This is a genomic window from Brevundimonas sp. (assembly GCF_965227765.1).
Taxonomy (GTDB): Bacteria; Pseudomonadota; Alphaproteobacteria; order Caulobacterales; family Caulobacteraceae; genus Brevundimonas.
This window is the reverse complement of record NZ_OZ245778.1, coordinates 1,575,543-1,601,960: the sequence shown is the minus strand read 5'-3', so window position 1 is coordinate 1,601,960 and position 26,418 is coordinate 1,575,543. Positions and strand designations below refer to the sequence as shown.

Annotated in this window: 32 protein-coding genes and 4 tRNA genes; 6 read left to right on the top strand and 30 right to left on the bottom strand. The window is 67.0% G+C overall.

What is annotated here, in order from left to right; genetic code table 11:
- Positions 1–93 precede the first annotated feature (93 nt).
- On the top strand, positions 94–1,266 hold the full coding sequence (gene metC, locus ACO05L_RS07705; protein ID WP_421731568.1) for a cystathionine beta-lyase: 1,173 nt from the start codon (positions 94–96) through the stop codon (positions 1,264–1,266).
- Between the two features lie 6 nt (positions 1,267–1,272).
- Here metC and ACO05L_RS07700 read toward each other — a convergent pair whose 3' ends face one another.
- From ACO05L_RS07700 to ACO05L_RS07655, 10 genes are all read right to left on the bottom strand, one after another.
- The gene (locus tag ACO05L_RS07700; protein ID WP_421731567.1) at positions 1,273–1,536 is read right to left on the bottom strand and encodes a hypothetical protein; all 264 of its coding nucleotides are present in this window, start codon (positions 1,534–1,536) and stop codon (positions 1,273–1,275) included.
- Positions 1,537–1,556: 20 nt separating this feature from the next.
- Positions 1,557–1,633, bottom strand: a tRNA-Arg gene (locus ACO05L_RS07695).
- Between the two features lie 126 nt (positions 1,634–1,759).
- Entirely contained in the window at positions 1,760–2,065 is a 306-nt protein-coding gene (locus tag ACO05L_RS07690) for an ETC complex I subunit (RefSeq protein WP_421731566.1), read from the bottom strand.
- Between the two features lie 132 nt (positions 2,066–2,197).
- Positions 2,198–2,274 (bottom strand) — tRNA-Pro (locus ACO05L_RS07685).
- 63 nt (positions 2,275–2,337) lie between these two features.
- Positions 2,338–2,811: a DUF192 domain-containing protein gene (locus tag ACO05L_RS07680; protein ID WP_421731565.1), complete on the bottom strand. Its 474-nt coding sequence runs from the start codon at positions 2,809–2,811 to the stop codon at positions 2,338–2,340.
- 32 nt (positions 2,812–2,843) lie between these two features.
- On the bottom strand, positions 2,844–3,416 hold the full coding sequence (locus tag ACO05L_RS07675; protein WP_421731564.1) for a cold-shock protein: 573 nt from the start codon (positions 3,414–3,416) through the stop codon (positions 2,844–2,846).
- 249 nt (positions 3,417–3,665) lie between these two features.
- Positions 3,666–3,740 (bottom strand) — tRNA-Glu (locus ACO05L_RS07670).
- A gap of 69 nt (positions 3,741–3,809) precedes the next feature.
- Complete coding sequence (gene recJ, locus ACO05L_RS07665; protein ID WP_421731563.1) at positions 3,810–5,642, bottom strand: single-stranded-DNA-specific exonuclease RecJ; 1,833 nt, start codon at positions 5,640–5,642, stop codon at positions 3,810–3,812.
- Between the two features lies 1 nt (position 5,643).
- Positions 5,644–6,621 (bottom strand): class II fructose-bisphosphatase, encoded by a 978-nt coding sequence (gene glpX / locus ACO05L_RS07660; protein WP_421731562.1) that lies wholly within the window; start codon positions 6,619–6,621, stop codon positions 5,644–5,646.
- Between the two features lie 63 nt (positions 6,622–6,684).
- Complete coding sequence (locus ACO05L_RS07655) at positions 6,685–7,131, bottom strand: hypothetical protein (protein WP_421731561.1); 447 nt, start codon at positions 7,129–7,131, stop codon at positions 6,685–6,687.
- A gap of 84 nt (positions 7,132–7,215) precedes the next feature.
- Here ACO05L_RS07655 and phaC point away from each other — a divergent pair, with 84 nt between their 5' ends.
- Together phaC and ACO05L_RS07645 are read left to right on the top strand one after the other, a co-directional pair.
- Positions 7,216–9,237 (top strand): class I poly(R)-hydroxyalkanoic acid synthase, encoded by a 2,022-nt coding sequence (gene phaC / locus ACO05L_RS07650; RefSeq protein ID WP_421731560.1) that lies wholly within the window; start codon positions 7,216–7,218, stop codon positions 9,235–9,237.
- On the top strand, positions 9,234–9,608 hold the full coding sequence (locus ACO05L_RS07645; RefSeq protein WP_421731559.1) for a hypothetical protein: 375 nt from the start codon (positions 9,234–9,236) through the stop codon (positions 9,606–9,608). Before phaC ends, ACO05L_RS07645 begins: the two co-directional genes overlap by 4 nt.
- A gap of 1 nt (position 9,609) precedes the next feature.
- On the opposite strand, the gene msrB is transcribed toward ACO05L_RS07645, so the two are convergent.
- The 5 genes from msrB to ACO05L_RS07620 form a co-directional block, all read right to left on the bottom strand.
- The gene (msrB, locus tag ACO05L_RS07640) at positions 9,610–10,122 is read right to left on the bottom strand and encodes a peptide-methionine (R)-S-oxide reductase MsrB (protein WP_421731558.1); all 513 of its coding nucleotides are present in this window, start codon (positions 10,120–10,122) and stop codon (positions 9,610–9,612) included.
- A 217-nt stretch (positions 10,123–10,339) separates the two neighbouring features.
- The gene (gene argC, locus ACO05L_RS07635; RefSeq protein WP_421731557.1) at positions 10,340–11,275 is read right to left on the bottom strand and encodes an N-acetyl-gamma-glutamyl-phosphate reductase; all 936 of its coding nucleotides are present in this window, start codon (positions 11,273–11,275) and stop codon (positions 10,340–10,342) included.
- 73 nt (positions 11,276–11,348) lie between these two features.
- Positions 11,349–11,846, bottom strand: coding sequence for a 30S ribosomal protein S9 (gene rpsI, locus ACO05L_RS07630; protein WP_421731556.1), 498 nt, complete (start codon positions 11,844–11,846; stop codon positions 11,349–11,351).
- A 2-nt stretch (positions 11,847–11,848) separates the two neighbouring features.
- Positions 11,849–12,325, bottom strand: a complete 477-nt coding sequence (gene rplM, locus ACO05L_RS07625) for a 50S ribosomal protein L13 (RefSeq protein WP_421731555.1) — start codon at positions 12,323–12,325, stop codon at positions 11,849–11,851.
- A gap of 190 nt (positions 12,326–12,515) precedes the next feature.
- Complete coding sequence (locus ACO05L_RS07620; protein ID WP_421731554.1) at positions 12,516–13,574, bottom strand: COX15/CtaA family protein; 1,059 nt, start codon at positions 13,572–13,574, stop codon at positions 12,516–12,518.
- Positions 13,575–13,724: 150 nt separating this feature from the next.
- On the opposite strand from ACO05L_RS07620, the gene ACO05L_RS07615 reads away from it, so the two are divergent.
- Complete coding sequence (locus ACO05L_RS07615; RefSeq protein WP_421731553.1) at positions 13,725–13,976, top strand: transglycosylase; 252 nt, start codon at positions 13,725–13,727, stop codon at positions 13,974–13,976.
- Positions 13,973–14,197: a DUF2842 domain-containing protein gene (locus ACO05L_RS07610; RefSeq protein WP_421731552.1), complete on the top strand. Its 225-nt coding sequence runs from the start codon at positions 13,973–13,975 to the stop codon at positions 14,195–14,197. The genes ACO05L_RS07615 and ACO05L_RS07610 overlap by 4 nt, the downstream gene beginning before the upstream one ends.
- Before the next feature lie 28 nt (positions 14,198–14,225).
- On the opposite strand, the gene ACO05L_RS07605 is transcribed toward ACO05L_RS07610, so the two are convergent.
- The 8 genes from ACO05L_RS07605 to ACO05L_RS07570 all read right to left on the bottom strand — a co-directional run bounded on the left by ACO05L_RS07605 (position 14,226) and on the right by ACO05L_RS07570 (position 19,270).
- A complete protein-coding gene (locus ACO05L_RS07605; protein WP_421731551.1) occupies positions 14,226–14,789 on the bottom strand; it encodes an NADPH-dependent FMN reductase in 564 nt (187 codons plus the stop codon).
- Positions 14,790–14,915: 126 nt separating this feature from the next.
- Positions 14,916–14,992: transfer RNA gene (locus tag ACO05L_RS07600), tRNA-Pro, on the bottom strand.
- Positions 14,993–15,073: 81 nt separating this feature from the next.
- Positions 15,074–15,532: a MerR family transcriptional regulator gene (locus ACO05L_RS07595; protein WP_421731550.1), complete on the bottom strand. Its 459-nt coding sequence runs from the start codon at positions 15,530–15,532 to the stop codon at positions 15,074–15,076.
- Positions 15,533–15,537: 5 nt separating this feature from the next.
- Entirely contained in the window at positions 15,538–15,879 is a 342-nt protein-coding gene (locus ACO05L_RS07590) for an integration host factor subunit alpha (protein ID WP_421731549.1), read from the bottom strand.
- A 43-nt stretch (positions 15,880–15,922) separates the two neighbouring features.
- On the bottom strand, positions 15,923–16,900 hold the full coding sequence (locus ACO05L_RS07585; RefSeq protein ID WP_421731548.1) for a beta-ketoacyl-ACP synthase III: 978 nt from the start codon (positions 16,898–16,900) through the stop codon (positions 15,923–15,925).
- A complete protein-coding gene (gene plsX / locus ACO05L_RS07580; protein ID WP_421731654.1) occupies positions 16,897–17,967 on the bottom strand; it encodes a phosphate acyltransferase PlsX in 1,071 nt (356 codons plus the stop codon). Before plsX ends, ACO05L_RS07585 begins: the two co-directional genes overlap by 4 nt.
- Before the next feature lie 155 nt (positions 17,968–18,122).
- Complete coding sequence (locus ACO05L_RS07575) at positions 18,123–18,638, bottom strand: YceD family protein (RefSeq protein WP_421731547.1); 516 nt, start codon at positions 18,636–18,638, stop codon at positions 18,123–18,125.
- Positions 18,635–19,270: a ubiquinol-cytochrome C chaperone family protein gene (locus ACO05L_RS07570; RefSeq protein WP_421731546.1), complete on the bottom strand. Its 636-nt coding sequence runs from the start codon at positions 19,268–19,270 to the stop codon at positions 18,635–18,637. Before ACO05L_RS07570 ends, ACO05L_RS07575 begins: the two co-directional genes overlap by 4 nt.
- Here ACO05L_RS07570 and ACO05L_RS07565 point away from each other — a divergent pair.
- Positions 19,269–19,772, top strand: coding sequence for an outer membrane protein assembly factor BamE (locus ACO05L_RS07565; RefSeq protein ID WP_421731545.1), 504 nt, complete (start codon positions 19,269–19,271; stop codon positions 19,770–19,772). The two genes, ACO05L_RS07570 and ACO05L_RS07565, sit on opposite strands and share 2 nt — an antisense overlap.
- A gap of 103 nt (positions 19,773–19,875) precedes the next feature.
- Here ACO05L_RS07565 and ACO05L_RS07560 read toward each other — a convergent pair whose 3' ends face one another.
- The 7 genes from ACO05L_RS07560 to ACO05L_RS07530 form a co-directional block, all read right to left on the bottom strand.
- Positions 19,876–22,023, bottom strand: a complete 2,148-nt coding sequence (locus ACO05L_RS07560) for a sodium-translocating pyrophosphatase (protein WP_421731544.1) — start codon at positions 22,021–22,023, stop codon at positions 19,876–19,878.
- Between the two features lie 191 nt (positions 22,024–22,214).
- On the bottom strand, positions 22,215–22,655 hold the full coding sequence (locus tag ACO05L_RS07555; protein ID WP_421731543.1) for a hypothetical protein: 441 nt from the start codon (positions 22,653–22,655) through the stop codon (positions 22,215–22,217).
- Positions 22,656–22,678: 23 nt separating this feature from the next.
- The gene (thiL, locus tag ACO05L_RS07550) at positions 22,679–23,698 is read right to left on the bottom strand and encodes a thiamine-phosphate kinase (RefSeq protein WP_421731542.1); all 1,020 of its coding nucleotides are present in this window, start codon (positions 23,696–23,698) and stop codon (positions 22,679–22,681) included.
- Positions 23,699–23,702: 4 nt separating this feature from the next.
- The gene (nusB, locus tag ACO05L_RS07545; protein ID WP_421731541.1) at positions 23,703–24,233 is read right to left on the bottom strand and encodes a transcription antitermination factor NusB; all 531 of its coding nucleotides are present in this window, start codon (positions 24,231–24,233) and stop codon (positions 23,703–23,705) included.
- Positions 24,233–24,700, bottom strand: a complete 468-nt coding sequence (gene ribH, locus ACO05L_RS07540) for a 6,7-dimethyl-8-ribityllumazine synthase (protein ID WP_421731653.1) — start codon at positions 24,698–24,700, stop codon at positions 24,233–24,235. The genes nusB and ribH overlap by 1 nt, the downstream gene beginning before the upstream one ends.
- Positions 24,697–25,830 (bottom strand): 3,4-dihydroxy-2-butanone-4-phosphate synthase, encoded by a 1,134-nt coding sequence (gene ribB, locus ACO05L_RS07535; protein WP_421731540.1) that lies wholly within the window; start codon positions 25,828–25,830, stop codon positions 24,697–24,699. The genes ribH and ribB overlap by 4 nt, the downstream gene beginning before the upstream one ends.
- On the bottom strand, positions 25,827–26,417 hold the full coding sequence (locus tag ACO05L_RS07530) for a riboflavin synthase (RefSeq protein ID WP_421731539.1): 591 nt from the start codon (positions 26,415–26,417) through the stop codon (positions 25,827–25,829). The genes ribB and ACO05L_RS07530 overlap by 4 nt, the downstream gene beginning before the upstream one ends.
- Position 26,418 lies beyond the last annotated feature (1 nt).

Genomic DNA, 26,418 nt, shown 5'->3' with positions numbered 1-26,418 from the left:
TCGCATCGCGCCCTGTTCCGTCTGCACTTGCGCCACCGCCGCTTTAGAGGCCTTTAGACGCCTGTTCGCAACCCGCCGAGGCCTCCCCAGACCGTGAAGACGCCGCTTTCCGACCGTACCCGCCTGATCTCCGGCGCCACCCGCCGTGGCCAGGGGCGCCGCCCCGTCAATCCCCCGATCGAACGCGCCTCGACCATGCTGAGCGACAGCTGCGCGGTCATGAATGATCCTGCCGAAGGCCCGACCTATGGCATCGAAGGCACCAGCGCCGCGCGCGCGCTGCGGTCGGCCATCGCCGACCTGGAGGGCGGGACCGAGGCCTGGCTTGTGTCCTCCGGCTTGGCGGCCGTCACCATCCCCATCATGACCCTGACCCGGCCGGGCGACGAGGTCATCGCCTCGGACGCCGTCTATGGCCCCAGCCGCCGGTTCCTGTCGCGCTGGCTCGAGCCACGCGGCGTGTCGGTCCGCTATCACCGCGCTGACGCCGGCGTGGACGAGATCGTCGCCATGTTCGGCGAGCGGACAAAACTGCTGCTGATCGAAGCGCCAGCCTCCCTGACCTTTGAGATGACCGACGTCCCGGTCCTGGCCTCGGCCGCCCGCGCACGCGGCGTGAAGACGGTGATGGACAATACCTGGGGCTCGGGCCTGGCCTTCCGGCCGCTGGCGCACGGCGTAGATGTCAGCATCCAGGCGGTGACCAAATACATCTCCGGCCACTCGGACGTGCTGATCGGATCCATGGCCGTGACCGATGATTCGATCGGCCGCGCCCTGCAGGGATCGCTCGACGACATGGGCTGGCACGTCTCGCCCGATGACGCCTGGCTGTCGCTGCGCGGCATCCGCACCCTGCCGCTGCGCTATGCCGAACAGGCGCGCTCGGCCCTGACGGTCGCCGAATGGCTGCAAGCCCGGCCCGAGGTCGCTTCCGTCCTCTACCCGCCCCTGCCCGGCGACCCGGGCCATAAGCTGTGGAAGCGCGACTTCACCGGCGCCGCCAGCCTGTTCGGCCTGGTGATGAAGGGCGGGAACGCCCCATCGGCGCACGCCTTCCTCGACAGTCTTTCCCTGTTCGGGCTCGGCTATTCATGGGGCGGATTCGAAAGCCTGGCCACCCACGAGACCATCCAGCTGACACGCCGCCAGCAGCCCCCCGTCCTGGCCGGAGAGTTGCTGCGTTTCCACGTCGGCCTTGAAGACCCGGCCGACCTGATCGCGGATCTGGACGTCGGACTGGCCGCCTGGCGCGCGGCCCTCTAGCGCGGCTTAGTTCGGGCCGACCTCGGGCATCATGCCGACCACGAAGGGCCGCATATTGCTCTGTGGGTTCAGCATCCCGCGCAGGAAGTTGACGGTGTTGGCGGCCTCGCCCTCGAACTCGAACCGGCTCTGGGTGAAGCGGCAGTTCTGGAACGAGGGCTGCTGCCCGCCCTGATAGATCAGCTGGGCGTTCTTGAACTCGCAGTCGATGAAGGTCTTGCCGTCCAGCTTCAACCGACCTTGCAGAACCTGATTGCGGATTTCGGCCATGGTGGCTCCTGTCGAAGGGATGGCGCGCCCAGCAGGACTCGAACCTGCAACATCCCGCTTAGAAGGCGGGTGCTCTATCCGGTTGAGCTATGGGCGCCTGAGGTCTCACCTAGCGCACCGACGACGCGCGCCACAACCCGCGCTGTTGCCCGAATCCAGTGCGGCATCCAGCGCGGCTCAAGCAGAGAGCCGCCGCGCGGCGAGCGTTAGCCGCACCTCGACGTCAGTGCGTCCAGGACTGCTTGCGGTTGGTGGCGAAGTTGTCGGCATAGGCCTTGAGGATCAGCGGCGGATCCTGGGGCTCGTGCAGGCGGAAGGGGATGCCGTGGCGATCGGCATAGGCGACCGCCTCTTCCTTGGTCTCGAAATTCAGGCGGACCTGACCGTTCATGTCGGTCGAGCTGGTCCAGCCCATCAGAGGGTCGATGGTTCGCGCCGAGGCGGGTTCGAACTCCAGCCGCCAGTCCCTGGACTTGGCCTTGCCCGACTGCATGGCGGTCTTGGCGGGGCGATAGATGCGGGCCAGCATGGCAAAACTCGGGCTAGCGGGAGACCCCGCGGCTCAAGCAGCAAGCGCCCGCGGCGCGAGCGGTAGCCGCCAACAAAAACCTTGGCTCAAGTAGCGAGGCGCCCGGCGTCGAGCGGTAGCCACTTAAGACAATGGTCGGAGTGAGAGGATTCGAACCTCCGACCCTCTGGTCCCAAACCAGATGCGCTACCAGGCTGCGCTACACTCCGGCGGCGGGATTTGGCACACTCGACGCTGCACCGCAAACGCGAACCGCGATCAGCGGAAGAATTTTACGGTTTGAAGAAGTCGTGCCGCACCATATCGCCCGCCTTGGCGCCGATTTCCTCGGCCCGGCCGGCCCTGAGTTCCAAGACGCCGTTGGCGGGGCCGTTCGACGGAATCTGCGCTTCGGAAAACGGCGTGGCGTGGCTGGCGATCGAAACGATGCGACCGTTCGGGGCGATATAGATGATGTCCAACGAGCTGGGCGTATTGCGCATCCAGAAGCTCTGTTCGCGCGAGGTCGGGAACTCGAACAGCATCCCGCGGTCGTCTTCCAGCGGCGGGCGGAACATCAGGCCGCGCTGACGCAGTTCATCCGTGTCGGCGATCTCGACCATGAACTCATGCGTACCGCTGGCCGTGACCACGCTCAGGGCCTCCAGCGGGCGTCCCGTAGCGTCGACAGGCTTGTCCATGCCCTGGGCACAACCGGCCAGAGCCAGGAACAGACCGGAGAGCAGCAAACGGCGCGTGAATGACATGACAGTGCCTCGTCCCTTGTCGGACGCGCTGTTCAGCCGCCCGGTTTGATTTGCGCGACCACCAGGCCCTTGGGGCCATCGGCGAACAGGACCCTGACCGTTTCACCCGGGACAAGATCGTCCAGGCCAAAGCGACGCAGGGTCTCGATGTGAACGAAGATATCGCCTGGATCGCCCTCGCGCACCACGAAACCGTAGCCCTTGGTGCGATTGAACCATTTGACCGTGGCAGGCTCGAACTGGCCGTCGTCCGTCGACGGGCTTTCGGCGGTCGATTCCAGACCTCGGCCGTCCGATCTCATGGCGTCATAGCCTGTGCGGCGCGGCGGCGCGGCGGGCGTCTCGCCCTGGCCCAGGTCGTGGACCTGCAACACCTGCCAGCCCTTGGGCCGCCGCACACAGTCACAGATGATCGGCGCGCCCTCGCCCGCCGTCTCGTGGCTGCTGTCGCGCAGGCTCGAGATGTGCAGCAGCACGTCCTTCATGTCGGTGCGCGCGGGATCGTCGGGCACGATGAAGCCATAGCCCTTGCCCGCGTCGAACCACTTCACCCGGCCGGTGATCCGGAGCACGTCCGGCGCCTCCAGCCCCTCGTAATCAGACACAGCATCTTCCCCCACCGCCTTCCCCTGACGGACGGGCCATTTACCATGGTTCTGTGAATGGCAGGAAAGACAAAAATGAGCGTTTCAAGCACAATGTCCGCACGGCTGTTGCGAAAAAGCCGTGCCAAGCCGCCGCGGTGCGCACGGATCGTCTGAACCGGCGCCCAAATGGCGATCAGCACACGCGCGCGCCATGCTTCGACGCCTGATGCAGACGCCGCAAAATCTAGATTTTGGGGGAGTTCCGCGTGGCAGTCCCTAGGGGAGTCGAACCCCTCTCTTCAGGTTGAAAACCTGACGTCCTAACCGATAGACGAAGGGACCGCTGCGCGAGAGCCGGCGATATAGCGGGCGATTTTCGGCGGCGCAACATCAAAGTCGGAGGAAGTTCCGCTATTTCGCCATACGCGGATCGGCGACGTCCTCGATCTCGAATTGCACGCCCCTGCGGCCGTTCCAGTCGTCGGCCTTCAACCGTCCTGCGACCATCAGTCCCCCCTGCCCGGCCAGAAGCGCCTTGCCCGAAGGCAGGTCGGCGCAGCGCCAGGCTATGGCTTTGACCGAGGCGCCGTCAGGTCCGACCAGTCGGCAACGCACATGGCCGCCGTTCATGGCCACGGGCTCACGCGCCTGCACTCCGGACAGGGCGAACAGGGGCTCGGGGTTGGCCGGGCCAAAGGGGGCCAGTTTCTCGAACGCCTCGAACAGCGCCCGCGTCGCCGATCCCGGCTCGACCAGGGCGTCGACCTCGACCAGGTCTATCGCCTCGGCCTCAGCCTGTTCTCCGGCCAGTCGTTCGTTGAGGAAATCACGCAGGGCGTCGATGCGGTCCGCCTTGACCGTCAGCCCCGCCGCCATGGCATGACCGCCCCCGGCCATCAGCACGCCCTCGTTCCAGGCCGCCTGGATCGCTCGGCCCAGGTTCATGCCGGGCTGGGACCGGCCCGAGCCCTTGCCTACGCCGTTCACCGCATCCACGCCGATGACGATGACGGGCTTGCGCCAGCGCTCGCGCAGACGCCCGGCGACGATCCCCACCACGCCGGGATGCCAGTCCTCGCCCGCCACCACGACGACGGCCGAGCCGTCGGCATGGGCGCCGGTCGCCTCGACCCGCCTCTGGGCCTGTTCCGTGACCTCGCGCTCGACCTCGCGACGGGCGATGTTCAGGGCGTCCAGCTCGGCCGCCAGCATCCGGGCCTCTGCCGCGTCGTCGGTGGACAGCAGGCGCGCGCCCAGGTCCGACTTGCCGATCCGTCCGCCCGCGTTGATGCGCGGCCCCAGGATGAAGCCCGCGTGATTCGACTTGGCGGGACCTTCTTCGGCCCCGGCGGCGGCCAGCAGGGCCTTCAGCCCCGGATTGCCCCAGGCCGACATGACGCCCAATCCCAGACCCGTCAGCGCCCGGTTGAAGCCTGTCAGGCCGGTCACGTCGCAGATGGCGCCCATGGCGGCCAGATCCAGCCACTGGCGGATATCGGGCTGAGCCTGCCCCTCGAACAGGCCTCGCGCCCTCGCCTCTCGGTTCAGCGCCGCCAGCAGGACGAAGACCACCCCCGCCGCCGCCAGATTGCCCTGACCGGACGTATCGCCGGGCCGGTTGGGGTTGACCACGGCCAGGCATTGCGGCGGCTGTTCGCGCATCATGTGGTGGTCGATGACCACGACATTCAGACCGATCTCGCCCGCATGGGCCACCGCCTCATTCGCCGCCGCCCCGCAGTCCACGGTGATGACCAGATCGGCGCCCGAGGCCTTCAGGGTGTCGAAAGCCTTCGCGCTGGGGCCATAGCCCTCGGTGATCCGGTCGGGGACGTAGATGGGCAGTTCCGCCCCCATGGCCCGGAACCAGCGCACCAGAAGCGCCGCGCTGGAAGCGCCGTCCACGTCATAGTCGGCGAACACATGGATGCTGGCCGTGGCCTGTAGCGCGTCGATGATGGCCGTCGCCGCGGCGTCCATGTCCATGAAGCTGGACGGATCGGGAAACAGCGCCTTCAGCGTCGGCGTCAGGAAGTCCGCGCCCTGGTCTGCCTGGACCCCGCGCGAGGCCAGGGCGCGGGCCAGGGGCTCGTCCAGGCCCAAGGCCTGCATATGGGCGCGGACCAGGGACGGCTCGGCCGGACGCTGCCGCCAGGCCCGGCCGGACAGGGATCGCGCGACATCGAGGAAGTCGGCCACGCCGCCGTCGATCAACTCACCACGAGGGTTCGCGCCGTCCGCCATCTCAGATCGGCCGGGTCATGCGGATGCGACGCACCGTGCGGGTCGAGGAATCCATCACCAGGGTGTGGGTCGAGACAAAGCCGTCCTTGATCGTCACTCCGTCCAGCATCGCCCCCTTGGTCACGCCGGTTGCGGCGAAGACCGCGTCCTTGGAGACCAGTTCGTGCAGGTCGTACTTGCGGTCGAAATCGGTGACCCCGGTGCGGCTGGCCCGCGCGCGCTCGTCGTCGTTGCGGAAGATCAGCCGTCCCTGGAAATGCCCGCCAACGCATTTCAGCGCCGAGGCCGCCAACACCCCCTCCGGCGCCCCGCCCGAGCCCAGATACAGGTCGATGCCGGTTTCCGGCTCGGCCGTATGGATTACCCCCGCGACGTCCCCGTCGGTGATCAGCATGACCTTGGCGCCGACCTCACGCAGGGCGGCGATCAGCTCGGCGTGGCGCGGGCGGTCCATGACGCAGACGGTGATGTCGTGGGGCCGCACGCCCTTGGCCGAGGCCAGGGAGCGCACGTTGTCGGCGGGCGCCATATCCAGATCGACCGTGCCGGGCGCATAGCCGGGGCCGATGGCGATCTTGTCCATATAGGTGTCAGGCGCGTGCAGCATCCCGCCGCCCGCCGACATGGACAGTACGCACAGGGCGCCCGGCATGGCCTTGGCCGTCAGGGTGGTGCCTTCCAGCGGGTCCAGGGCGATGTCGATGGCGGGGCCTTGGCCCGTGCCGACCTTTTCGCCGATATAGAGCATGGGCGCCTCGTCCCGCTCGCCCTCGCCGATGACGATGCGACCGTCGATGTCGAGCGCGTTCAACGCCGTCCGCATGGCGTCGACGGCCAGTTGGTCGGCGTTCCTCTCATCGCCTCGACCGATCTGGGTCCAGCTGGCGATGGCGGCCAGCTCCGTCACCTGCGCCGCGTCGGCGGCCAGTGATGAGGAAAAGGATGAGGCCGAGAAGCCGGGCGAAGCCGTGTCGGCCATGGTCATTGTCTCCATGCGGCGATCATCCTCGGATTCTGCCGCAAGGGCGATCCGTGTCGCGCGTCAGTCGCGCCGATCGATGGGCGGCGGGGCCTTGGCTCGGTCGCGCAGGGTCTGAGCATAGGCGTCGATGGCTGCGCCGGTCAGGGCGGTGACCGGGGCGATGCGCTGGGCTTCGATCCTGCTGGCCACGCCACGCTCGAACTCGGCGGCGTCGCCCAGGGTCCATTCGATTCGCGCCGCCGCCTGGGCCGCTTCGCTGCCGGCGGCGTCCAGGGTGTTCACCCGCTCCGCCAACTGCGCCGGGGGCGGCAGATTCGTCGGCGCCGGCGGGAAGTCTTCCCAGCGCGGATAGGCGCGATTGGCGTCCACCATGGCCTGAACGCGCGGCGCGACGGGCGACAGGGAGTCCGTTTCGGCGCTGAACCCGCCCGCACAGCCCGCCAGCATGGCGCAGGTCGCCGCAGCGATCGGGCCGGCCTTCATCTTTTTCACAAGGCGCGCGTTCATTTCAGGGTCGGTCATATGCCATGATCGCGACAGGCGGAAGGCGGCGAACACATCGGACGCCGCGAAACGCTCCAAGGACAGCCCATGGCCAAGCGCCCGACCGTGCCACCGCCGCCCATGATCGGTCCCCGAAAGGCCGGTCGCCCGACCTCGGCCAAGCCTCGTGCAGCCAAGGCGGCCGCCCCGGTCGAGGACAAACCGGCGCCCAAACCCGTCAAGGCCAGGGTCGCAAAGTCCCCGCCTCCCCCTCGCGTGGAAGCCAAGCCCGCGCCGCAACCGGCTCCCGCGCCAGAACCCGCACCGGTCGCGACAGAAGTCCCCGCCGCCTTCACCATGGGCGCCGATCAGCGCCAGATGCTGGAAACCCTGTCCCTCAACATCGCCAAGGCGGCCATGACGGCCCAGTCGGCCATCGCCGAGGCTGCCCTGTCCCAGGCGGACCGACCCGCCGCCCTGTCGCCAGACCCCTTCAACGTCGGCCCGGCCATGACCAGCGTCATGACCAGCCTGGCCTCGCGCCCGGACAAGCTATTCAGCGCCCAGGCCGACCTGTTCAACCGCTATATGGATCTGTGGGCTTCCACGACCCGCAGAGCCGCCGGTGACGAACCCGCCGCCGCGCCTTCGAAGGACAAGCGCTTCAAGGACCCGGCCTGGTCCGAGAACCCGATGTTCGACGTCATGCGCCAGTCCTATCTGGTCACATCCGACTGGATGAACGGCCTGATCGCCTCGGCCGAGGACGTCGAGCCCCTGACCAAGCGCCGGGCAGAGTTCTTCACCAAGCTGCTGACCGACGCGTTTTCGCCATCGAACTTCCTGGCCTCCAACCCCGTCGCCCTAAAGGCCATGGCCGAGACCAACGGCGAATCCCTGGTCAAGGGAATGCAGAACTTCGCCGCTGATCTGGAACGCGGCATGGGCAAGCTGCAGATCAGCCAGGCCGACTATGGCAAGTTCGTCGTCGGGGAAAACGTCGCCACCGCGCCGGGCCAGGTCGTGTGGCGCGACGAACTGTTCGAACTGATCCAGTTTGACGCCGCCACGGACCAGCAGCGCGCCATCCCCCTGCTGATCTTCCCGCCGTGGATCAACAAATTCTACATCATGGACCTGCAGCCGGAGAACTCGCTGATCCGCTGGCTGTCGGCCCAGGGCTTCACCGTCTTCGTCTGTTCCTGGGTCAATCCGGACAAGGACAAGGCTGAGTTCGGCTTCGACGACTATCTCGAAAAAGGCATCTATCGCGCAGTCGAGAAGGCGCTGGAGCAATCGGGCTCAAAGACCCTGAACACGGTCGGCTACTGCATCGGCGGCACCCTGATGGGCGCGGCCCTGGCGCACATGGCTGCGAAAAAGGACAAGCGCGTCGCCGCCACCACCTTCTTCGCCGCCCAGCACGACTTCGCCGAGGCGGGCGACCTGTTGCTGTTCACCGACGAGCACTGGCTGAGCGAGGTCGAGCAACAGATGGACGCGGCCGGCGGCGTCCTGCCCGGCGCGGCCATGGCCGAGACATTCAACGCGCTCCGCGCCAACGACCTGATCTGGTCCTTCTTCGTCAGCAACTATCTGATGGGCAAGTCGCCGGCCGCCTTCGACCTGCTGTTCTGGAACGCCGATCAGACGCGGATGCCCAAACGCCTGCACCTCGACTATCTGCGCTCGATGTACGGCCAGAACCGCCTGTCCAAGGGCGAGTTCGAGATCGGGGGCCTGACCGTCGATCTGTCGAAGGTCACCATCCCCCTCTATTTCCAGGCCAGCCGAGAGGATCACATCGCGCCGATGAACTCGGTTTATCGCTCGGCCCGCGCCTTCTCGAACGCAGCCGTGACCCTGACCCTGGCCGGCTCGGGCCATATCGCCGGGGTCATCAACCCGCCCAGCGCCAACAAATACCAGCACTGGACCCACGACGCCCTGCCCGCGACCCTTGCCGAATGGCAGGCGGCGGCAGCTGAGCATCCCGGCAGTTGGTGGCCACACTGGGCGAACTGGCTGCATGACAAGTCGGGCGACTGGATCGCCGCCCGCGATCCGAAGACTGGGCCGCTCAAGCCCATCGAGCCGGCCCCCGGCGCCTATGTGAAAGTGAAGTCTTGAACCGTCTCGAACCCAATCTGCTGCTGGCCGTCTCAACCGGCGTGGCCCTGCTTCTGCTCATCGCCACGGCGGCCCTGTTCGGCGCGCCGGGCGGAGCGATCAAATATCCGATCATCGGCTTGGTCTGCGTTATCACCTTCGTGTTCGGCAACGCCTTCATGGCGCGCCGCATGAACCGCGTGACCCCGCCGATGATCAGCCTCGACACGCCCGCGACCGCCGCCTGGGCCAGCATCTTCCCCACGCTGGTGATCCTGTTCGCCGCCATCCCCCTGTTCTGGAGCGGCCACGACTATGGGCTTCTGGTGATCATCGGCGCCGTCATGACCGGCGTGACGATCCAGTCGGCGCTCCGGGCGCGCGGAGCCTGACTCAACCCGGCCTGAAACTCAGGGCGACGCCGTTGTTGCAATAGCGTTTGCCTGTCGGGCGCGGCCCATCGTCGAACACATGGCCCTGGTGCCCCAGGCAGCGGGCGCAGTGATATTCCGTGCGCGGAAACCCGATGGCCAGGTCGCGTTTCGTGCCGATATTGGCCGGGTTAACCTGGAAGAAGCTGGGCCAGCCCGTGCCTGAATCGAACTTCCACCCCGACAGGAACAGCGGCAGCTCGCACCCGCGACAGACGAAGGTGCCCGCCCGGTGTTCGTCGTTCAGCGGGCTGGTGAAGGGCCGTTCCGTATGTTCGTGGCGCAGCACGTCATAGCTGGCCCGTGGCAACCGCTCGCGCCACTGGGCGTCGGTCAGAGCTCGCACAGGCGAGGACGCGTACTGCCCCTCATCCGCCCGTGCGGTTCTGGAACAGGCGGCGATGGCCAGAGCGCCCCCCGCCATCAGCAGGGTGCGGCGGGGGATTATGATCGGCCGTTCAGAAACCTGGGTCATGACCTACATACGTCGGCCAGACCCGATCGGTTTCAAACCACGCTTTCGTCATTCCGGGCGTAGCGAAGCGGAGACCCGGAACGAGGCGGCGCCGAAGCGTAGCGAAGGTGATGTGTCAGCAATACCATGCGCGACAGGTTCGCGCTCGCGCGCGCCGCCACGTTCCGGGTCTGCGGCGCAGCGCGCCTTCGCGCGGAATGACGAAAGACGGCAGACCTCAGCTCAGACCCGCACCCTCGTCCAGGCCCAGCATGATGTTGAGGTTCTGCACCGCCGCGCCCGAGGCGCCCTTGCCCAGATTGTCCAGCAGAGCGACCAGCCGGGCCTGACCGCCGTTGCGGTCGCCGAACACATGCAGCCGCATCCGGTTGGTGCCGTTCAGCCCCTCGGGCTCGACGCCGGCCATGGCCTCGGTGGCTTCCAGGTCGGCGACCTCGACGAACCTCTGGCCGGCATAGGCCTCGACCAGGGCGCCGTGGATGACCTCAATGGAGGTCGGATTGGGCAGGGCCGACAGGTGCAGCGGAACCTCTACCAGCATCCCCTGGCGATAGTTCGCGACCGCCGGAGCGAACAGCACGTCGCGGCTCAGGCCGGTGTGCCTGGTCATCTCGGGCACATGCTTGTGATGCAGGCTCAGCCCATAGGCGCGGAAGGGTGACGCGGGTTCAGCCCCCTCGAACTCGGCGATCATGGCCTTGCCGCCGCCCGAGTATCCCGACACCGCATTGACCGTCACCGGCCAGTCCTTCGGTACGATCCCCGCCGCCACTAGTGGTCGCATCAGGCCGATGAAACCGGTCGGATAGCAGCCCGGATTGCTGACCCGGGTCGACGCCGCGATGGCGGCCCGCTGGCCCGCATCCATCTCGGCGAAGCCATAGGTCCAGCCGTCCGCGACACGGAAGGCCGTCGAGGCGTCGATGACCCGCGTCGTCGTGTTGTCGATCATCGACACGGCTTCCCGGGCCGCATCGTCGGGCAGGCACAGGATCACCGCATCCGCCGCGTTCAGCGCCTCGCGCCGCGCGTCGTTGTCGCGCCTGCGCTCGCCCAGCAGGATCAGCTCCAGATCGGAACGCGCCTCCAGCCGCTCAAGGATCTCGAGGCCCGTGGTGCCGGCCTCGCCGTCGATGAAGATCGTGTGGGTCATGGTCGAATCCCAAGAAAAAAGGCGCTCCGGGTTTCCCCGAAGCGCCCCTTCGTAATCCAAGTCGCGGTTGCGACTAGCGCTTCGAGAACTGGAAGGACTTGCGAGCTTTCGCGCGGCCGTACTTCTTGCGCTCGACGACGCGGCTGTCGCGGGTCAGGAAGCCGTGCGGCTTCAGGACCGGGCGCAGAGCCGGTTCATAGTGCGTCAGGGCGTGCGACAGGCCATGGCGGATCGCGCCGGCTTGACCCGACAGGCCCGAGCCCTCGACCGTGCAGACCACGTCGAACTGGGTTTCACGACCGGTGACGACCAGCGGCTGTGCGATCATCATGCGCAGGATTTCGCGAGCGAAATACTGCAGCTGATCCTTGCCGTTGATGGTGATCTTGCCGGTGCCGGGCTTCACCCAGACGCGGGCGATCGCGTTCTTGCGCTTGCCGGTCGAATAGGCGCGGCCTTGCGCGTCCAGCTTCTGGACATAGACCGGAGCGGAGTTGTCGTAGCCGTTGTCGGCGGCGAGGCCCTTCAGGGCGTCAAAGCCGGTGGGGGCGTCTTGCGTCACGTCGGTCATGCTTAGGCGCTCCGGGTGTTCTTGGCCGAACGGCCGGCGAAGTCGATCGTCGTCGGCTGTTGAGCTTCGTGGTCGTGCGCGGCGCCGGCGAACAGGCGCAGGTGCGTCATCTGCAGGCGAGCCAGCGGGCTTTCCTTGGGCATCATGCGCTCGACGGCTTTTTCCATCACGCGCTCGGGGAAGCGACCGCCCAGAACCTTCTCGGGGGTCGTCGACTTGACGCCGCCCGGGTGGCCGGTGTGGCGATAGTAGATCTTGTCGGTGTTCTTCTTGCCGGTGAACACCACCTTGTCGACGTTGGTCACGACGACATAGTCGCCCAGGTCAACGTGGGGGGTGTAGGTCGGCAGGTGTTTGCCGCGCAGGCGCATGGCGATGAACGTCGCGAGACGGCCCACGACGACGCCTTCGGCGTCGATGTGGATCCACTTCTTGTCGACGTCAGCCGGCTTGAGCGCGACCGTGGTGCTCTTCAGCATGTCGGTGGTCCTTCGGGATGACGAAACGGATGGCCCGTCACGACAGGATGCCGGAACGAACGGAAGGCGCGCTGATAGAGGACAGGAAGGCGGGCGTCAATGCAGCACGACGCGTCTAAATCGCCCTATACTGCTGAAATAGAACGACTTTCTATGCGCGGTATTAAAATACCGCATAAAAGACCCCTGATCAGAACCTTGGACCCGACATAAACAGTCTCGGTTGTGACCGGCGCACCAGCCACAGGTTGGCCGTGACCAGCAACAGAACCACGGCCGCCCCGGCCTGATGCAGCCCGCCCAGCCACAGAGGCACGGCGTGGATCAGGGTCACGATTCCCAGCGCCGCCTGAAGCCACAGGGCCGCCGCGACCACGAAGGCCGCCGTGCCAAGCCCCTCGGCCAGCCGCCAGCGCCAGGCCTGGACGGCATAGACCGTGCCGCCGATCAGCAGGCCATAGGCCCAGATCCGGTGATTGAACTGCACCAGGGCCTGATCATGCAGGAAGGCGATCGCGCCCTTGCCCCAATCCGCCGGCGGGAAGAAGCCCCCGTTCATCAGCGGCCAGTCGGTATAGACGTACCCAGCCTTGGCTCCGGCGACCAAGCCGCCCAGCAGGCACTGGATGAAGACCGCGCCCCACAGGATGGCGGCGCCCCGGCTCCACCCGGCGGGAGAGCGCGACAGCTCCTGCCCGGCCCAGGCCTCCAGCCCGGTCCAGATCAGGCCGGCGAAGATCAGCAGCGCCAGCCCCAGGTGGACCGTCAGCCGCTCGGGCGCCACGTCGACCCGCTCGCTCAGCCCGCTGGTCACCATCCACCAGCCGATGACCCCCTGCAGCCCGCCCATGGCCAACAGGATGGCGCAGCGCCAGACCAGTCGGCGCGGAATGCGGCGCAGGATCAGGAAGGCCAGGAACGGCAAGGCGAAGACCACGCCGATCAGCCGCCCGACCAGCCGGTGCCCCCACTCCCACCAGAAGATGCCCTGGAACTCCGACAGGCTCATGCCCGCATTGACCTGGGCGTACTGGGGGATGGCCTTGTACTTCTCGAAGGCCTCGGCCCAGGCGGCGGCGTTCATCGGCGGCAGGGCGCCCATGATCGGCTTCCACTCGGTGATCGACAGGCCGGACCCCGTCAGCCGGGTGACGCCGCCGATCACGACCATCGCAAAGACGATGGCGGCGCAGGCGAACAGCCAGATGGCGACAGCTCGGCTCTGGTCTGGAGAAGCGAAACGGTTCATTCGACGCCTGCCGTCCTGACGGTTACACTATCGCGTCCGCCAGGATCGCGGCGCGAGGTGGCGGTATGCCCGCCCCGTGCGGCAAGATCAAAGTCGGATTTCCCTCTGCGTCATCGCGGCGGGACCAAACATCGTTGGAGGAACCGGGTCGTGGAATACGCCGACATCGCCATCGCCGTGGTCGGCGTCCTGGCCATCGCCTGGATTACCGACCAGCTGGGCGGACGACGCGGCTTCGGCGGCGCGGCCCTGGTCGCCGGCGTCGGCGCGGCCTGCGGCTGGTTCCTGGTCATCCGGGTGTTCGCCATCCTGACGATGGACGACTGGATGTGGGTGGTCTGGTCCCTGGTCGGCGCCGCCGTCACCCTGCTGGCCTACTATCTGTTTCGGACCAAGCGATGAACGCCAAAGCCCCCAACCTGCGCCTGCGTCGGGCCATCGCCAGTCTCGGCGTGCTGGTCTTTCTGGCCGCCTATGTCTGGGCCGTGATCGCCATCGGCGCGCGCCTGCCCGACCATCCGCTGATCCACCTGCTCTTCTATGGCATCGCCGGCACGGCCTGGGGCGTGCCCCTGCTGCCGCTGCTGTCCTGGGCCGAAGGCCGGAGCTGGCGCGCTAAATAGGGGACGGCCCCCAACGGCGTGATGCAGCCTATCCAGGCCGCGCCACTGTTCGACAATGGTCGGAAAATCCGGCGACGAATCGGGTCAGACGCCGACGGGTGTCCGGGTCGGTCAGGTTTCCTTCGGCGTCAAAAGCCGCAGCCGCCTGGGGGACCATCAGTCGCCCGCCGAACCAGGGCGCCGTGCCCAGGGTCCGCAGCACCGGAAGCCAGGCCGCCTGGCTCATCGCCGTCCCCAGCGGCCCGGGCGAGGCGCCCAGAACCGCGACCGGCCGTCCGCCGAACACCCGCTCGATGTCCGATGCGGGGCGACTGAGCCAGTCGATGGCGTTCTTGAACACCCCAGGAATGCCGCTGTTGTACTCGGGCGTGAACAGCAGCAGGCCGTCGCAATCGGCGATCAGGTCCTTCAGCGCCACCACGGCCTGGGGCAGGCCCTGATCGCGCTCTAGGTCGCCGTCATACAGGGGAATGTCTCGGATCGACGCCTCAATCATCTCGACATCGTCAGGCGCCATCGTCTGCGCCGCCCGCAACAGGGCGGTGTTGTAAGAGGCCGCTCTCAGGCTGCCCGACACTGCAACCAGACGCATCAGGATTCATCTCCGTAAGGGGCTCGGGCTGATCTGGACTGGGCCGGGCGGGATTGGCAAGTGGCCCAATTGCAAAGGGGCCGCCCTGAGGCGACCCCTTCAACCAACCGTCTTCTTTGCGGAAGATGGTCGGAGCGACAGGATTCGAACCTGCGACCCCTTGACCCCCAGTCAAGTGCGCTACCAGGCTGCGCCACGCTCCGAGAGGCGGTCGTATAGCGGGGCGACCCGCGCGCCGCAAACCCAAAAACACATTATCCGAACAAGGAGGCGAAAGCCCTGCCTCAACGCGCCAGAACGGCGTCCAGGCGGGACCGCGCCCCCTCCAGATCGGCCAGGATCTGCTGCAAACGGACCGGCGAGGGTCTGGCCGCCGCCGTCTGGGCCCGCACGGAAGCCTGGGGCGAGGTCGCCTGCGATTCGGCCGCACCCGGAGCGTCCATGGCGAAATCGGCCTCGGCATCGCCATAGGCGGCCAATCGGGCCAGACCCTGTTCCTTGTGCAGGCGCTGCACGCCCTTGATGGTCAGGCCTTCTTCGTGAAGCAGTCGGCGGATAGCCTTCAGCAGCACGATGTCCTGCGGGCGATAAAATCGTCGCCCCCCTGCCCGTTTCACCGGCGTCACGAAATCGAACCGGGTCTCCCAGAACCGCAGCACATGCTGGGGCGCGCCCACCGATTCGGCGGCTTCGGAGATGGTGCGAAAGGCGTTGGGGCTTTTGACGACGGGCTTTGCGGCCATGGCCGTCAGCCTTCGACGCTGGCGCCGTGAACCCGGGACTTCATGATCTGCGAGGCGCGGAAACTGATGACGCGGCGGGGATGAATCGCCGCCGGCTCGCCTGTCTTGGGATTGCGGCCCATGCGGGCGCGCTTGTCGCGCACCTGAAAGACGCCAAACCCGGACAGTTTCACCGTCTCGCCGCGTTCCAGCGACTCGACGATCAGTTCCAGGGTGCGCTCGACCAGGCTCGAGCATTCCTGCCGCGACAGGCCGACCTCTTCGTGCACGGCCTCACAGAGGTCGGCGCGGGTCAATGTGCTCGGTTCGCCCAAAAGGTCCGCTCCTGTGTGTCGGGTGCCGATCATAAAACCGACAATCCGCATTGAAGTCAAAGGCCAGAAAACACGCCTAGAGTCTAAAGGCGCAGGCGCCCCAGGTCAGGCCGCCGCCCATGGCCTCTAGCAGAACCAGATCGCCGCGCTTGATCCGACCGTCGCGGATCGCCGCATCCAGCGCCAGCGGAATCGATGCGGCCGAGGTGTTGGCGTGCATCGAAACAGTGGAGATCACCTTGTGCTCGTCCAGGCCCAGCCGGTCGCCGACGCCCTTGATGATGCGCTGATTGGCCTGGTGGGGCACGAACCAGTCCACGTCGGCGACCTCGATGTTGGAGGCGGCGCAGCAGGCGGTGATGGCCTCGGCGATATTGACCACGGCGTGGCGGAACACCTGGTTGCCCAGCATCCGCAGGTGGCCGACCGTTCCCGTCGTCGCCGGGCCGCCGTCGACATACAGCAGGTCCGTCTTGGTCCCGTCGGCGCGCAGCGCAAAGCCCAGCAGGCCGGTATCGGCCTTAGTCCCCTGCCCTTCGCGCGGCTCGACCACCACGGCTCCGGCGCCGTCGCCGAACAGGACGCAGGTGGTCCGGTCGGTCCAGTCCATCAGCCGGGTCATTTCCTCGGCGCCGATGACCAGGGCGCATTTGGCATGGCCGCGCGCCACGAAGCCGTCGGCGACGCTCAACGCATAGACGAAGCCCGAACAGACGGCCTGGACGTCGAAGGCGATGCCGACCGGCACGCCCAGCTTGCGCTGGACGATGGTGGCCGTGGCCGGGAAGGTCATGTCCGGCGTCGTGGTCGCCACGATAATCAGATCGACATCGGCCGGGGTCCTGCCTGCATCGGCCAGAGCCCGCCGGGCGGCCTCGGTCGCCAGGTCGCTGGTCGGCTGGTCGTCGCGCGCCTTGTGGCGCTGATGGATGCCGGTGCGCTCACGGATCCACTCGTCGGTCGTGTCGACGACATCGGCGAGATCGGCGTTGGTGACCACCTGTTCCGGCAAGAAAGAGCCGACGCCGGTGACGGCGCTACGGATGACGCTCACTGTAGGGTTTCTCCGGAAACCTGATCGGGATTGGCGGTCTGGGCGGCGGGTGCGGCGTGCATGACGTCGCCCAGGCGACCCAGGTTGGCGCCCACCTTGGCCATATAGTCGCTGCGGGCCAGATCGACACCGATGCGGATGGCGTTGCCGAAGCCTTTGGCGGTGGCCCCGCCGTGGCTTTTCACGACGATGCCGTTCAGCCCCAGCAGAGGCCCGCCGTTGATGGCGCTGGGGTCGATCTTGCGGCTCATGGCCTTCAGCGCCGGCATGGCGATCACGGCGCCCAGCTTGGACTGAAGATTGGCCGTCAGGGCCTCTTTCAACAGGGTCGAGATGAAGCGGGCCGTGCCCTCGGCGGTCTTCAGGGCGATATTGCCGGTGAAGCCGTCGGTGACGACCACGTCGACCGTACCCTTGGCGATGTCGTCGCCCTCGACGAAGCCGTGATAGTTCAGGTCCAGGGCGTTGTTCTTGAGTATCTGATGCGCCTCGCGCACCTCCTCATGGCCCTTCACGTCCTCGGACCCGACATTCAGGATGCCAATGGACGGGCGGCCGGAGCCGTTCTGGCCGCCGTGCACAGCGGCGTGGAAGGCCTCGCCCATGATGGCGAACTCGATCAGTTGTTCGGCGTCGCTCTCGATATTGGCGCCGACGTCCAGCACCGCCGTCACGCCCTTCAGCGTGGGCCAGCTGGCGACGATGGCGGGCCGCTCCAGGCCCGGCGCCGACATGCGCAGGATCAGCTTGGCGATGGCCATCAGGGCGCCGGTGTTGCCGGCCGAGACCACAGCCCCCGCCTCGCCGGTCTTCACCGCCTCGATGGCGTTCCACAGGCTGGATCCCTTGCCCCGGCGCATGGCCTGGGCGGGCTTTTCGTCCATGGCCACGACCTTGTCGGTATGGCGGATTTCGCAGGTGTCGGCCGTCAGCTTGCAGCGCGCCATCTCGGCGGCGATGGCCGTTTCGTCACCGTGCAGGATAAAGCGAACGCCGTCGCCGCCATGGATGCGGATATAGTCCCGGACCCCGCCGACGACGACGGACGGACCGTGGTCGCCGCCCATGGCGTCAAGCGAGATGGTGGTTGGGGTGGCCAAAGGAAATCAGCTCCGGCGCCGTTCAGCGGCGCTCATGGGGGTCGTTCGAAATACCGTCGTCCACGATACTAGGGCGCGGGACGGATGCAAATGCGGAGGACGCGACCAGCAGGTCCGGTACGTCAGCCTTCGCCGTCATTCGGCGGACGAAGTGACTTCAATACGGCGAAGGGCGAAACCTCGCGCGGTTCCTCGGGCTGAACGAACTCGGCGCCCGGTTTGCGGGGGAACGGATCCAGATTCAGCGCCAGTTGCTCGACGGCGTACTGACCCAGGTCGACCTTGCCATCCTCGATCACGTCGGGGGCGTTGTCGTCCAGATCGATGTCGACCTCGTCGCCTTCGGGCTCGACCGCCTCGGACAGGTCGATGGAGAATCGCTCGTCGATCGACACCGGCAGGGGCTCCAGCGTCAGACCACAGGTCTGAACCGCCTCGGCCGTCACACGGCCGGTCAGCCGCCAGCCGATCATGGTGGGCGCCAAGGTCACGTCGGCGGCGAAGGCGTCCAGCGACGCCAGGTCCAGGGCGCGGGCGATCTTCTGGCGCGTCGCCGCGTCCGGCTCCAGCCGACGGGTCAGGCCGGCCCCGATCTCATTGATGCGAACCGTTTCGCTGAGGGGCAGGGTCTGGGTCATGCGATGATCTCCGGCCATTGGGGTCCGGCCAATAGGGCGTCGAAGCTCTGGTCCGCCAGGGCCGCGCGCGCGCGCAACGCATAATCGGCCAGGGGCGCAGCGGTCGCCGAATCCTCGACGGCATAGACGTTGCGAGCCAGGGCCTGGGCCAGGCTTTCGGCGTCCCCGGCGCGGATCGGCGCCTCATAGGCGGTCATGCGGCCATACAGGGCCTCGCCCAGCGAGCGCATCTTGCGCGCCATCGACACGTCGCCGACGCCCAGTTCGCGCAAGGCGTGGTCCAGTGACGACACATAGACATCGAACAGCGACTGGCCGACCTCGGCGCCCCGTTCCTGGCCTCCGCGCTCGCCCGGCTCATCGCGCAGACGCAGGATCAGCAGCAGGACGTGCAGGGTGTAGAGCTCGAATCGCGCATCGATACGGTCGTCGACGCCCAGCCGCGCATAGAAGGCGGCCTGGCGCGCCTGTGCCACCGCCGCCCCATACAGGGTGTCGCCTACGCCTTGGGCGGTTCGTTTCTTGAACAGGGTCTTCAGCATGATCAGCGGCCCCTTTTCCGCCGCGCCGTTGAAGTAGGACGCGTGTACGTTTAGGTCAAAGACCTTGTTTCCCTTCAGGCGCTCGAACATGAACCGTTTCGTCGTTTCCGCAGCCCGTTCTCCGCTGCTGCGCGTTCTCGCCGTCGCCGCCCTGGCGGGTTCCGCCGTGGCCTGTGCGCCCACGGTCGGCAAGAACGGCTTCCAAGTCATCGACGTCGCCCCGCGCGACATCGTCGCCGGCACAGACACCGTCGACACCGTGATGACCAAGCTGGGCTCGCCCTCGGCGCGGTCCACATTCGAAGACAACGTCTGGTACTACATCAGCCAGACGACCGAGAAATACACCTACAACCGCGCTCAGGTGTCTCAGCGCAGCATCACCGAAATCACCTTCGACAAGGCGGACGGCAAGGTCACCAACGTCCGTGTCCTGGGTCTCGAGGACGGCGAGCAACTGGCCATGAACTCGAACACCACGCCGACGCGCGGTCGCCAGCTGACCATCATCGAACAACTCCTGGGCAACGTCGGTCGCGGCCAGCTGCCCCGGACCGAAGAAAACACCCAGGGCCAGCGCCGCCCGGACTGATGCCCCGTCCCCCCTCCCCCTGCGCTACGCCTGGGGGAGGAATAAAAAGAACGCCCCGGAGATCGCTCTCCGGGGCGTCTTTCGTTTCAGCCTGATCCTGAGATCAGACGATCTTCCCGCTCGCCAGCACCGCCAGCAGCAGCAGGGCCACGATATTGGTGATCTTGATCATCGGGTTCACCGCCGGACCGCTGGTGTCCTTGTAGGGATCGCCCACCGTATCGCCGGTCACCGCGGCCTTGTGCGCCTCGGAGCCCTTGCCGTGGACGACACCGTTCTTGTCGGTGAAGCCTTCTTCGATCACCTTCTTGGCGTTGTCCCACGCGCCGCCGCCCGAGGTCATCGAGATGGCGACGAACAGGCCTGTGACGATCACCCCCATCAGCATGGCGCCCAGCGAAGCAAAGGCGTTGGCCTTGTCCGAGATCATCATGATGGCGACGAACAGCACGATCGGCGACAGCACCGGCAACAGCGAAGGCACGATCATCTCGCGGATCGCCGCCTTGGTCAGGATGTCGACCGCCCGGCCGTACTCCGGCTTGACCTGATAGGTCATGATGCCCGGGTTCTCGCGGAACTGGCGACGCACCTCCTCGACGACCGATTCGGCCGCGCGACCGACCGCCATCATCGACATGCCGCCGAACAGGAAGGGCAGCAGCCCCCCGAACAGCAGGCCGACGACGACATAGGGGTTGGTCAGGTCGAAGGTCACCGAACCCATACCGGCGAAGAAGGGATAGTCCGCCGGGTTGGCCGAGAAATAGGCCAGGTCCGAGGTATAGGCCGCGAACAGCACAAGCGCGCCCAGGCCCGCCGAACCGATGGCGTATCCCTTGGTCACGGCCTTGGTGGTGTTGCCCACGGCGTCCAGGGCATCGGTCGAATGGCGGACTTCCGGCGGAAGCCCGGCCATCTCGGCGATGCCGCCGGCGTTGTCGGTGACCGGACCAAAGGCGTCCAGGGCCACGATCATTCCGGCCACGCCAAGCATGGTCGTGGTGGCGATGGCGATGCCGAACAGGCCCGCCAGCTGATACGAAGCCACGATGCCGACGATGATCGTCAGAGCCGGAAGCGCCGTCGATTCCAGCGACACGGCCAGACCCTGGATCACGTTGGTGCCGTGCCCCGAGACCGAGGCGTTGGCCACCGAGCGCACGGGGCGGAAGTTCGACCCGGTATAGTATTCCGTCACCACCACGATGGCGGCGGTGACGCCCAGACCCACGACGCCTGACCAGAACAGGTTCATCGGCTCGATGACCAGACCCGAGTTGGTCGTGACCGGGCCGGTCATCAGCTTGTCGATGACCCACCAGACTGCGCCGATCGACAGAACGCCGGTGACGATCAGGCCCTGGTACAGGGCGCCCATGATGTTCTGGCTCTTGCCCAGACGGACGAAGAAGGACCCGATGATCGAGGTGACGATGCAGATGGCGCAGATCGCCAGCGGCAGGACCATCATCACGTCCACATAGGGCTGGCCGCGGAAGAAGATGGCCGCCAGCACCATGGTGGCGACCGTGGTCACCGCATAGGTCTCGAACAGGTCGGCGGCCATGCCGGCGCAGTCGCCGACGTTGTCGCCCACGTTGTCGGCGATGGTCGCCGCGTTCCGGGGGTCATCCTCGGGGATGCCGGCCTCGACCTTGCCCACCATATCGCCGCCCACGTCGGCGCCCTTGGTGAAGATGCCGCCGCCCAGTCGCGCAAAGATGGAGATCAGCGAGGCGCCAAAGCCCAGGGCCACCAGGCCGTCGATGACCTCACGGCCCGTCGGCTCCAGCCCCAGGTGCTGGGTCAGGACGATGTAATAGCCCGACACGCCCAAAAGCGCGCCGCCGGCCACGAACATCCCGGTGATGGCGCCTGAACGGAACGCTAGGTTCAACCCCTTGGACAGGCTCTCAGAAGCGGCCTGCGCCGTCCGCACATTGGCCCGCACCGAGATCAGCATCCCGGCATAGCCCGCCGCGCCCGAAAGCACGGCCCCAACCACGAAGCCGATGGCCGCATAGGCGCCGATCAGCAGATAGGCGGCGATCAGGATTACGACCCCGACCATGCCGATGGTGGCGTACTGCCGCTTCAGATAGGCCGAGGCGCCTTCCTGAATGGCGGCGGCGATCTCTCGCATCTTGTCGTTGCCGGTGCCGGCTTTCATCAGCACGGCGGTCTGGACGGCGCCATACAGCACCCCCAGGACCCCGGCCGCGAAGACCAGTGTCAGTATGTTCGTCATTGGCGTTTCCATGCCCTTGCAAGAATAGGCGCGCGGACCCTTGGCGCGGCGGGCCTTTTGGCCTCTGTCCGCCTTCCGGTCCCCCCGTGCGCAACGGACGCATCAGCGCGTCCCGCGGGAATTGCCCTGAGACCGTGCCAAATGCGGCGAACCGACGCAACAGCGCTCTTTGAGTGGTTCTTGTGCGGGCCTTAGCCCTGCTGGACGCCCGTCCGGCGACGCGGCGTCTGCATCAACACCTCGGACGCCGTCACGCCTCCATGACCGACCACGACATTGGCGATGGCCATGACGGCGGCGTTGATGGCGTTTTCGTTCATGCGCGTGAAGTCGTTCGGCATGGCCAGCGACACCCGATGGGCCGTGCGGACCAGGGCGTCGCGGATGAAGGGATCCTTGGCGCGCATGGCCTCGATCGTCGTCCCGGGGCCCAGATGCACCTTCACGGTGACGAAGACATAGTTGCGGATTCGGCCGTTCGAGGTGACCGGCAGTCCGACCCCGGCGATATTGACCGAGGCGGCGGCCGTTTCGCCCTCAGGCTTTTTCCCGCCGCCGCTGGCCAGCACGGGGGATGCAACCGCAAGCGCGGCTGCGGTGGTGGCCAGGGTGATGACGTCTCTGCGAAGCATGACGCACAGATAGCCGCGATCGATTAGGATTCCGTTGCGCCGTCCACGGGCGAATGCCCATGCGTCCAACCGCCCTTGGGCACGCTCAGGGTGACGCCGCCGAACCGCACCGTTACGCCCCGGCCCGCCACCACCCGTCCGACGACGGTCAGCCGCAGATGCCGGCGCTCGGCCTCGCGCCTCAGGGTCTCCTCATCGCCGGCCTCGGCGGTGAAGGCGATCTCATAGTCGTCGCCGCCGGTCGCCAACCGCTCCAGCGCCGCCTGCTCGTCCACCCGCGTGTCGAACCAGGCCTGCCCCGCCGCCGACAGGGGCGTAGGCTCCAGGTCCAGTTCGATGCCGACGCCGCTGACGTCGGCTATATGGCCTAGGTCGGCGATCAGCCCGTCGGACACATCGACCGAGGCCCGCGCCATCTCGCGAATGACCGGCGCGAAGATGAGCCGCGGCATGGGCCTGCGGTAATGCTCGGCCAGGGCGGCCACCCGCTCGGGCGCCAGGGACAGCCGCCCTTGCGCCGCCTGCAGCCCCAGCCAGCCGTCGCCGATCTGTCCAGTGACGAAGACCAGTTGCCCCGACCGCGCCCCCGAACGCCCGACCGTCCGACCCTTTGGCGCCCAGCCCATCATGGTCACGGAGAATGAGGCCGGTCCCGGCGTCACCACGGTGTCGCCACCGATCAGGGCGATGCCGAAAGCCTTCTGGTCGATGGCAAGTCCGCGCGCAAAGGCCTCGCGCTCGGGCCAGCCGCAACGTTCCGACCAGTGACAGGCCAGCATATAGCCGAACGGCTCGGCCCCCTTGGCCGCCAGGTCGGACAGGTTCACCCGCAGAAGCTTCTGCGCCACCGTGTCCAGCGGGTCCTCGGCCAGGAAATGCACGCCCTCGACAATGGCGTCCTTGGTCAGGACCAGGTCATAGCCGGGTCGCGTCGGCAGCACCGCCACATCGTCCAGCAACCCCCGGCCCCATTCGGGATGGGCCAGGGGCGCCAGCAGCTTGCGGATGGTTTCGAACTCGCCGGTGACGTCGACGGCGGGCATGACCTTAGGCTTTCGGCCGCACGTCGCGGGCCACGCCGTCCAGGGCGGCGTTGACGAACTTGGCCTCGGCCTCGTCGAAGAAGGCCTTCGCCAGCTCGACATATTCGTCGATGACGATCTCGCGCGGGACTTCTGGCTTGTGCGCCAGTTCCCAGGCGCCGGACCGCAACAGGGCGCGCAGCGTGGCGTCCAGTCGCTCCAGCCGCCAGTTGGACGCCAGTCTCGCCTTCACGGCCGCGTCGATGTCGCGCTGGTCGCCGATCACGCCCCGGACGATGTCGGCGAACCAGACTTCGTCGGCTTCGGCCAGCGGCTCGCCCTCGATGTCGGAATCAAAGCGATGGTTCGAGAACTCGGTGATGACGGTCTCGACCCCCTCGCCGGCCAGTTCCATCTGGTACAGGGCCTGGACGGCGGCCAGTCGGGCCACGGTGCGGGCGCGGCGCTGGCGCGAGGTCAGGCCAGGCTCGGCGCGGGCTTTCTCGGCCTCGGCCAGCTGTTCCAGTACGGCCTTGATGCTGTTGGGCTCGGTCATCAGTCCGTTCCACCCAGGCCGTGGCGCAGGCGCTTCTTCAGGTTGATCAGGTCCATGCAGGCGCGCGCAGCCCCGCCGCCCTTGTCGCCCTCGCTGCGCTTGGCGCGCGCCCAGGTCTGGTCCTCATCCTCGGTGGTCAGGATGCCGTTGCCGATGCACAGCCCCTTCAGGCCCAGTTGCATCAGGCCGGCCGCCGACTGATCGGACACGATCTCGAAATGATAGGTCTCGCCACGAATGATGCAGCCCAGGGCCACAAACCCGTCGTAGCGCGGGGCTGTCGGATACTTCCCGGCCTCGTCGGCCAGGGCGATGGCGGTCGGAACCTCCAGGGCGCCCGGCACGGTGACGACGTCGAACGTCACGCCCTGAGCCGTCAGGGCGTCCTTGGCTCCGTCCAGAAGGGCGTCGGCCAGGTCATCGTAATAACGCGCCTCGACAATGAGGACGCGGGGCGGTTCGGTCAGGATTGGTCTTCTCCGTTCATGCCGCGCCAGCCGACGATGCGCAGGCCATAGCCTTCAAGCGCGGTCGGTTCAGGGCGGGTCGAGCTAATCAGGGTCATGTCGCGCACGCCGAGGTCCAGCAGAATCTGGGCGCCCAGGCCGTAGCTCTTGATGGCGCGGTCATTGGTCACCGGCTTGTCGCCGCCCGCCAGCCGTTCGGCCAGACCGTGCAGGCCCGGATCGCGCAGGAAGACCACGACGCCGGCCTGGGCGCCGCTGATCTGCTTCAGGGCGGCCGGAATATAATCCTGGCGATCTTCGCGATGACCCAGCAGGTCGGCGGCGAAATCGACCTGGTGCATGCGCACCAGGGTCGGCTTGTTGGGGTCGATCCGCCCGTGGACAAGGGCGACGTGCTCGCCGCCCTCGATGGTGTCGCGGTACAGCATCAGGCGGAACGGGCCGCCGTGGACGCTTTCGAACGGCGTATCCATCACCCGCTCGACATAGCGTTCGGTGCGGCGGCGATAGGCGATCAGGTCGGCGATGGTGCCGATCTTCAGCCCGTGCAGCTGGGCGAAAGCGATCAGGTCCGGCATCCGCGACATGGTGCCGTCTTCGTTCATGATCTCGCAGATCACGCCCGCGGGGGTCAGGCCGGCCATGCGGCTGATGTCGACCGCCGCCTCGGTATGGCCGGTGCGGACCAGGACGCCGCCATCGCGGGCGACCAGGGGGAAGACATGGCCAGGCGAGACGATGTCGTCGGCGCCGCGCGACGGGTCAGCGGCCACCTGGATCGTGCGAGCCCGGTCGGCGGCGCTGATGCCGGTCGTCACGCCCTCTTTCGCCTCGATCGAGACGGTGAAGGCCGTGCCCATGCTCTCGCGGTTCTCGCTGGCCATCGGCGGCAGGCGCAGCTGGCGCGCGCGTTCTGCGGTGATGGCCAGACAGATCAGGCCGCGCGCGTGACGGGCCATGAAGTTGATCTGGTCCGGCGTGGCGAACTGGGCCGGAATGATGATGTCGCCCTCGTTCTCGCGATCCTCGGCGTCGACCAGGATGTAGGGGCGGCCGTTGCGCGCGTCTTCGAGAATGTCCTCGATCGGGCTGATCGGGCTGTCGTTCATGTTGGAGGCCAATTGCATCATGCCGTCTCCTGCCACCGCGCGAGGTAACGCGCCAGCATATCAATCTCGAGATTGACCGGATCGCCGACTTTCAGCCGGCCCAGGGTGGTCACCTCCCAGGTGTGGGGGATGATGTTCAGGTCGAAATTGCGCCCATCCACGGCGTTCACGGTCAGGGACACCCCGTCCACCGTGATCGAGCCCTTGGCGGCGATGAAGCGATGCAGGGGCGCGGGCGCCTCGACCACGACACGGTGGGATCCGCCGACCGTCTCGATAGAGACGACGCGGCCCAGGCCGTCGACATGGCCCGACACCACATGGCCGCCCATCTCGTCGCCCAGCTTGGCGGCGCGCTCCAGATTGACCGGATCCCCGGCCTTCCACGCGCCCAGGGTCGTCTTGTCCAGGGTCTCGCCTGAGACCTCGACCGCGAACCACTGGTCGCCTTTTTCGACCACTGTCAGGCAGCAGCCCGCGTGGCTGATGGATGCGCCCATATCGATGCCGGATACGTCCCAGGCGGTCTCGATCTCATAGCGCCGGTCGCGGTCGGTTTCGCGGACGCTGCGAACGCGCCCTATGTCGGTGACAATGCCGGTGAACATT

Bases quoted from the DNA above. Each gene is read 5' to 3' on its own strand.
- ACO05L_RS07700 (WP_421731567.1), bottom strand. From the start codon at position 1,536: ATGGCCGAAATCCGCAATCAGGTTCTGCAAGGTCGGTTGAAGCTGGAC.
- ACO05L_RS07690 (WP_421731566.1), bottom strand. From the start codon at position 2,065: ATGCTGGCCCGCATCTATCGCCCCGCCAAGACCGCCATGCAGTCGGGC.
- ACO05L_RS07680 (WP_421731565.1), bottom strand. From the start codon at position 2,811: ATGTCATTCACGCGCCGTTTGCTGCTCTCCGGTCTGTTCCTGGCTCTG.
- recJ (WP_421731563.1), bottom strand. From the start codon at position 5,642: ATGGCGGACGGCGCGAACCCTCGTGGTGAGTTGATCGACGGCGGCGTG.
- glpX (WP_421731562.1), bottom strand. From the start codon at position 6,621: ATGGCCGACACGGCTTCGCCCGGCTTCTCGGCCTCATCCTTTTCCTCA.
- ACO05L_RS07655 (WP_421731561.1), bottom strand. From the start codon at position 7,131: ATGAACGCGCGCCTTGTGAAAAAGATGAAGGCCGGCCCGATCGCTGCG.
- phaC (WP_421731560.1), top strand. From the start codon at position 7,216: ATGGCCAAGCGCCCGACCGTGCCACCGCCGCCCATGATCGGTCCCCGA.
- msrB (WP_421731558.1), bottom strand. From the start codon at position 10,122: ATGACCCAGGTTTCTGAACGGCCGATCATAATCCCCCGCCGCACCCTG.
- argC (WP_421731557.1), bottom strand. From the start codon at position 11,275: ATGACCCACACGATCTTCATCGACGGCGAGGCCGGCACCACGGGCCTC.
- rpsI (WP_421731556.1), bottom strand. From the start codon at position 11,846: ATGACCGACGTGACGCAAGACGCCCCCACCGGCTTTGACGCCCTGAAG.
- rplM (WP_421731555.1), bottom strand. From the start codon at position 12,325: ATGCTGAAGAGCACCACGGTCGCGCTCAAGCCGGCTGACGTCGACAAG.
- ACO05L_RS07620 (WP_421731554.1), bottom strand. From the start codon at position 13,574: ATGAACCGTTTCGCTTCTCCAGACCAGAGCCGAGCTGTCGCCATCTGG.
- ACO05L_RS07610 (WP_421731552.1), top strand. From the start codon at position 13,973: ATGAACGCCAAAGCCCCCAACCTGCGCCTGCGTCGGGCCATCGCCAGT.
- ACO05L_RS07605 (WP_421731551.1), bottom strand. From the start codon at position 14,789: ATGCGTCTGGTTGCAGTGTCGGGCAGCCTGAGAGCGGCCTCTTACAAC.
- ACO05L_RS07595 (WP_421731550.1), bottom strand. From the start codon at position 15,532: ATGGCCGCAAAGCCCGTCGTCAAAAGCCCCAACGCCTTTCGCACCATC.
- ACO05L_RS07590 (WP_421731549.1), bottom strand. From the start codon at position 15,879: ATGATCGGCACCCGACACACAGGAGCGGACCTTTTGGGCGAACCGAGC.
- plsX (WP_421731654.1), bottom strand. From the start codon at position 17,967: ATGGGCGGCGACCACGGTCCGTCCGTCGTCGTCGGCGGGGTCCGGGAC.
- ACO05L_RS07575 (WP_421731547.1), bottom strand. From the start codon at position 18,638: ATGACCCAGACCCTGCCCCTCAGCGAAACGGTTCGCATCAATGAGATC.
- ACO05L_RS07565 (WP_421731545.1), top strand. From the start codon at position 19,269: ATGAACCGTTTCGTCGTTTCCGCAGCCCGTTCTCCGCTGCTGCGCGTT.
- ACO05L_RS07570 (WP_421731546.1), bottom strand. From the start codon at position 19,270: ATGTTCGAGCGCCTGAAGGGAAACAAGGTCTTTGACCTAAACGTACAC.
- ACO05L_RS07560 (WP_421731544.1), bottom strand. From the start codon at position 22,023: ATGACGAACATACTGACACTGGTCTTCGCGGCCGGGGTCCTGGGGGTG.
- ACO05L_RS07555 (WP_421731543.1), bottom strand. From the start codon at position 22,655: ATGCTTCGCAGAGACGTCATCACCCTGGCCACCACCGCAGCCGCGCTT.
- thiL (WP_421731542.1), bottom strand. From the start codon at position 23,698: ATGCCCGCCGTCGACGTCACCGGCGAGTTCGAAACCATCCGCAAGCTG.
- nusB (WP_421731541.1), bottom strand. From the start codon at position 24,233: ATGACCGAGCCCAACAGCATCAAGGCCGTACTGGAACAGCTGGCCGAG.
- ribB (WP_421731540.1), bottom strand. From the start codon at position 25,830: ATGATGCAATTGGCCTCCAACATGAACGACAGCCCGATCAGCCCGATC.
- ACO05L_RS07530 (WP_421731539.1), bottom strand. From the start codon at position 26,417: ATGTTCACCGGCATTGTCACCGACATAGGGCGCGTTCGCAGCGTCCGC.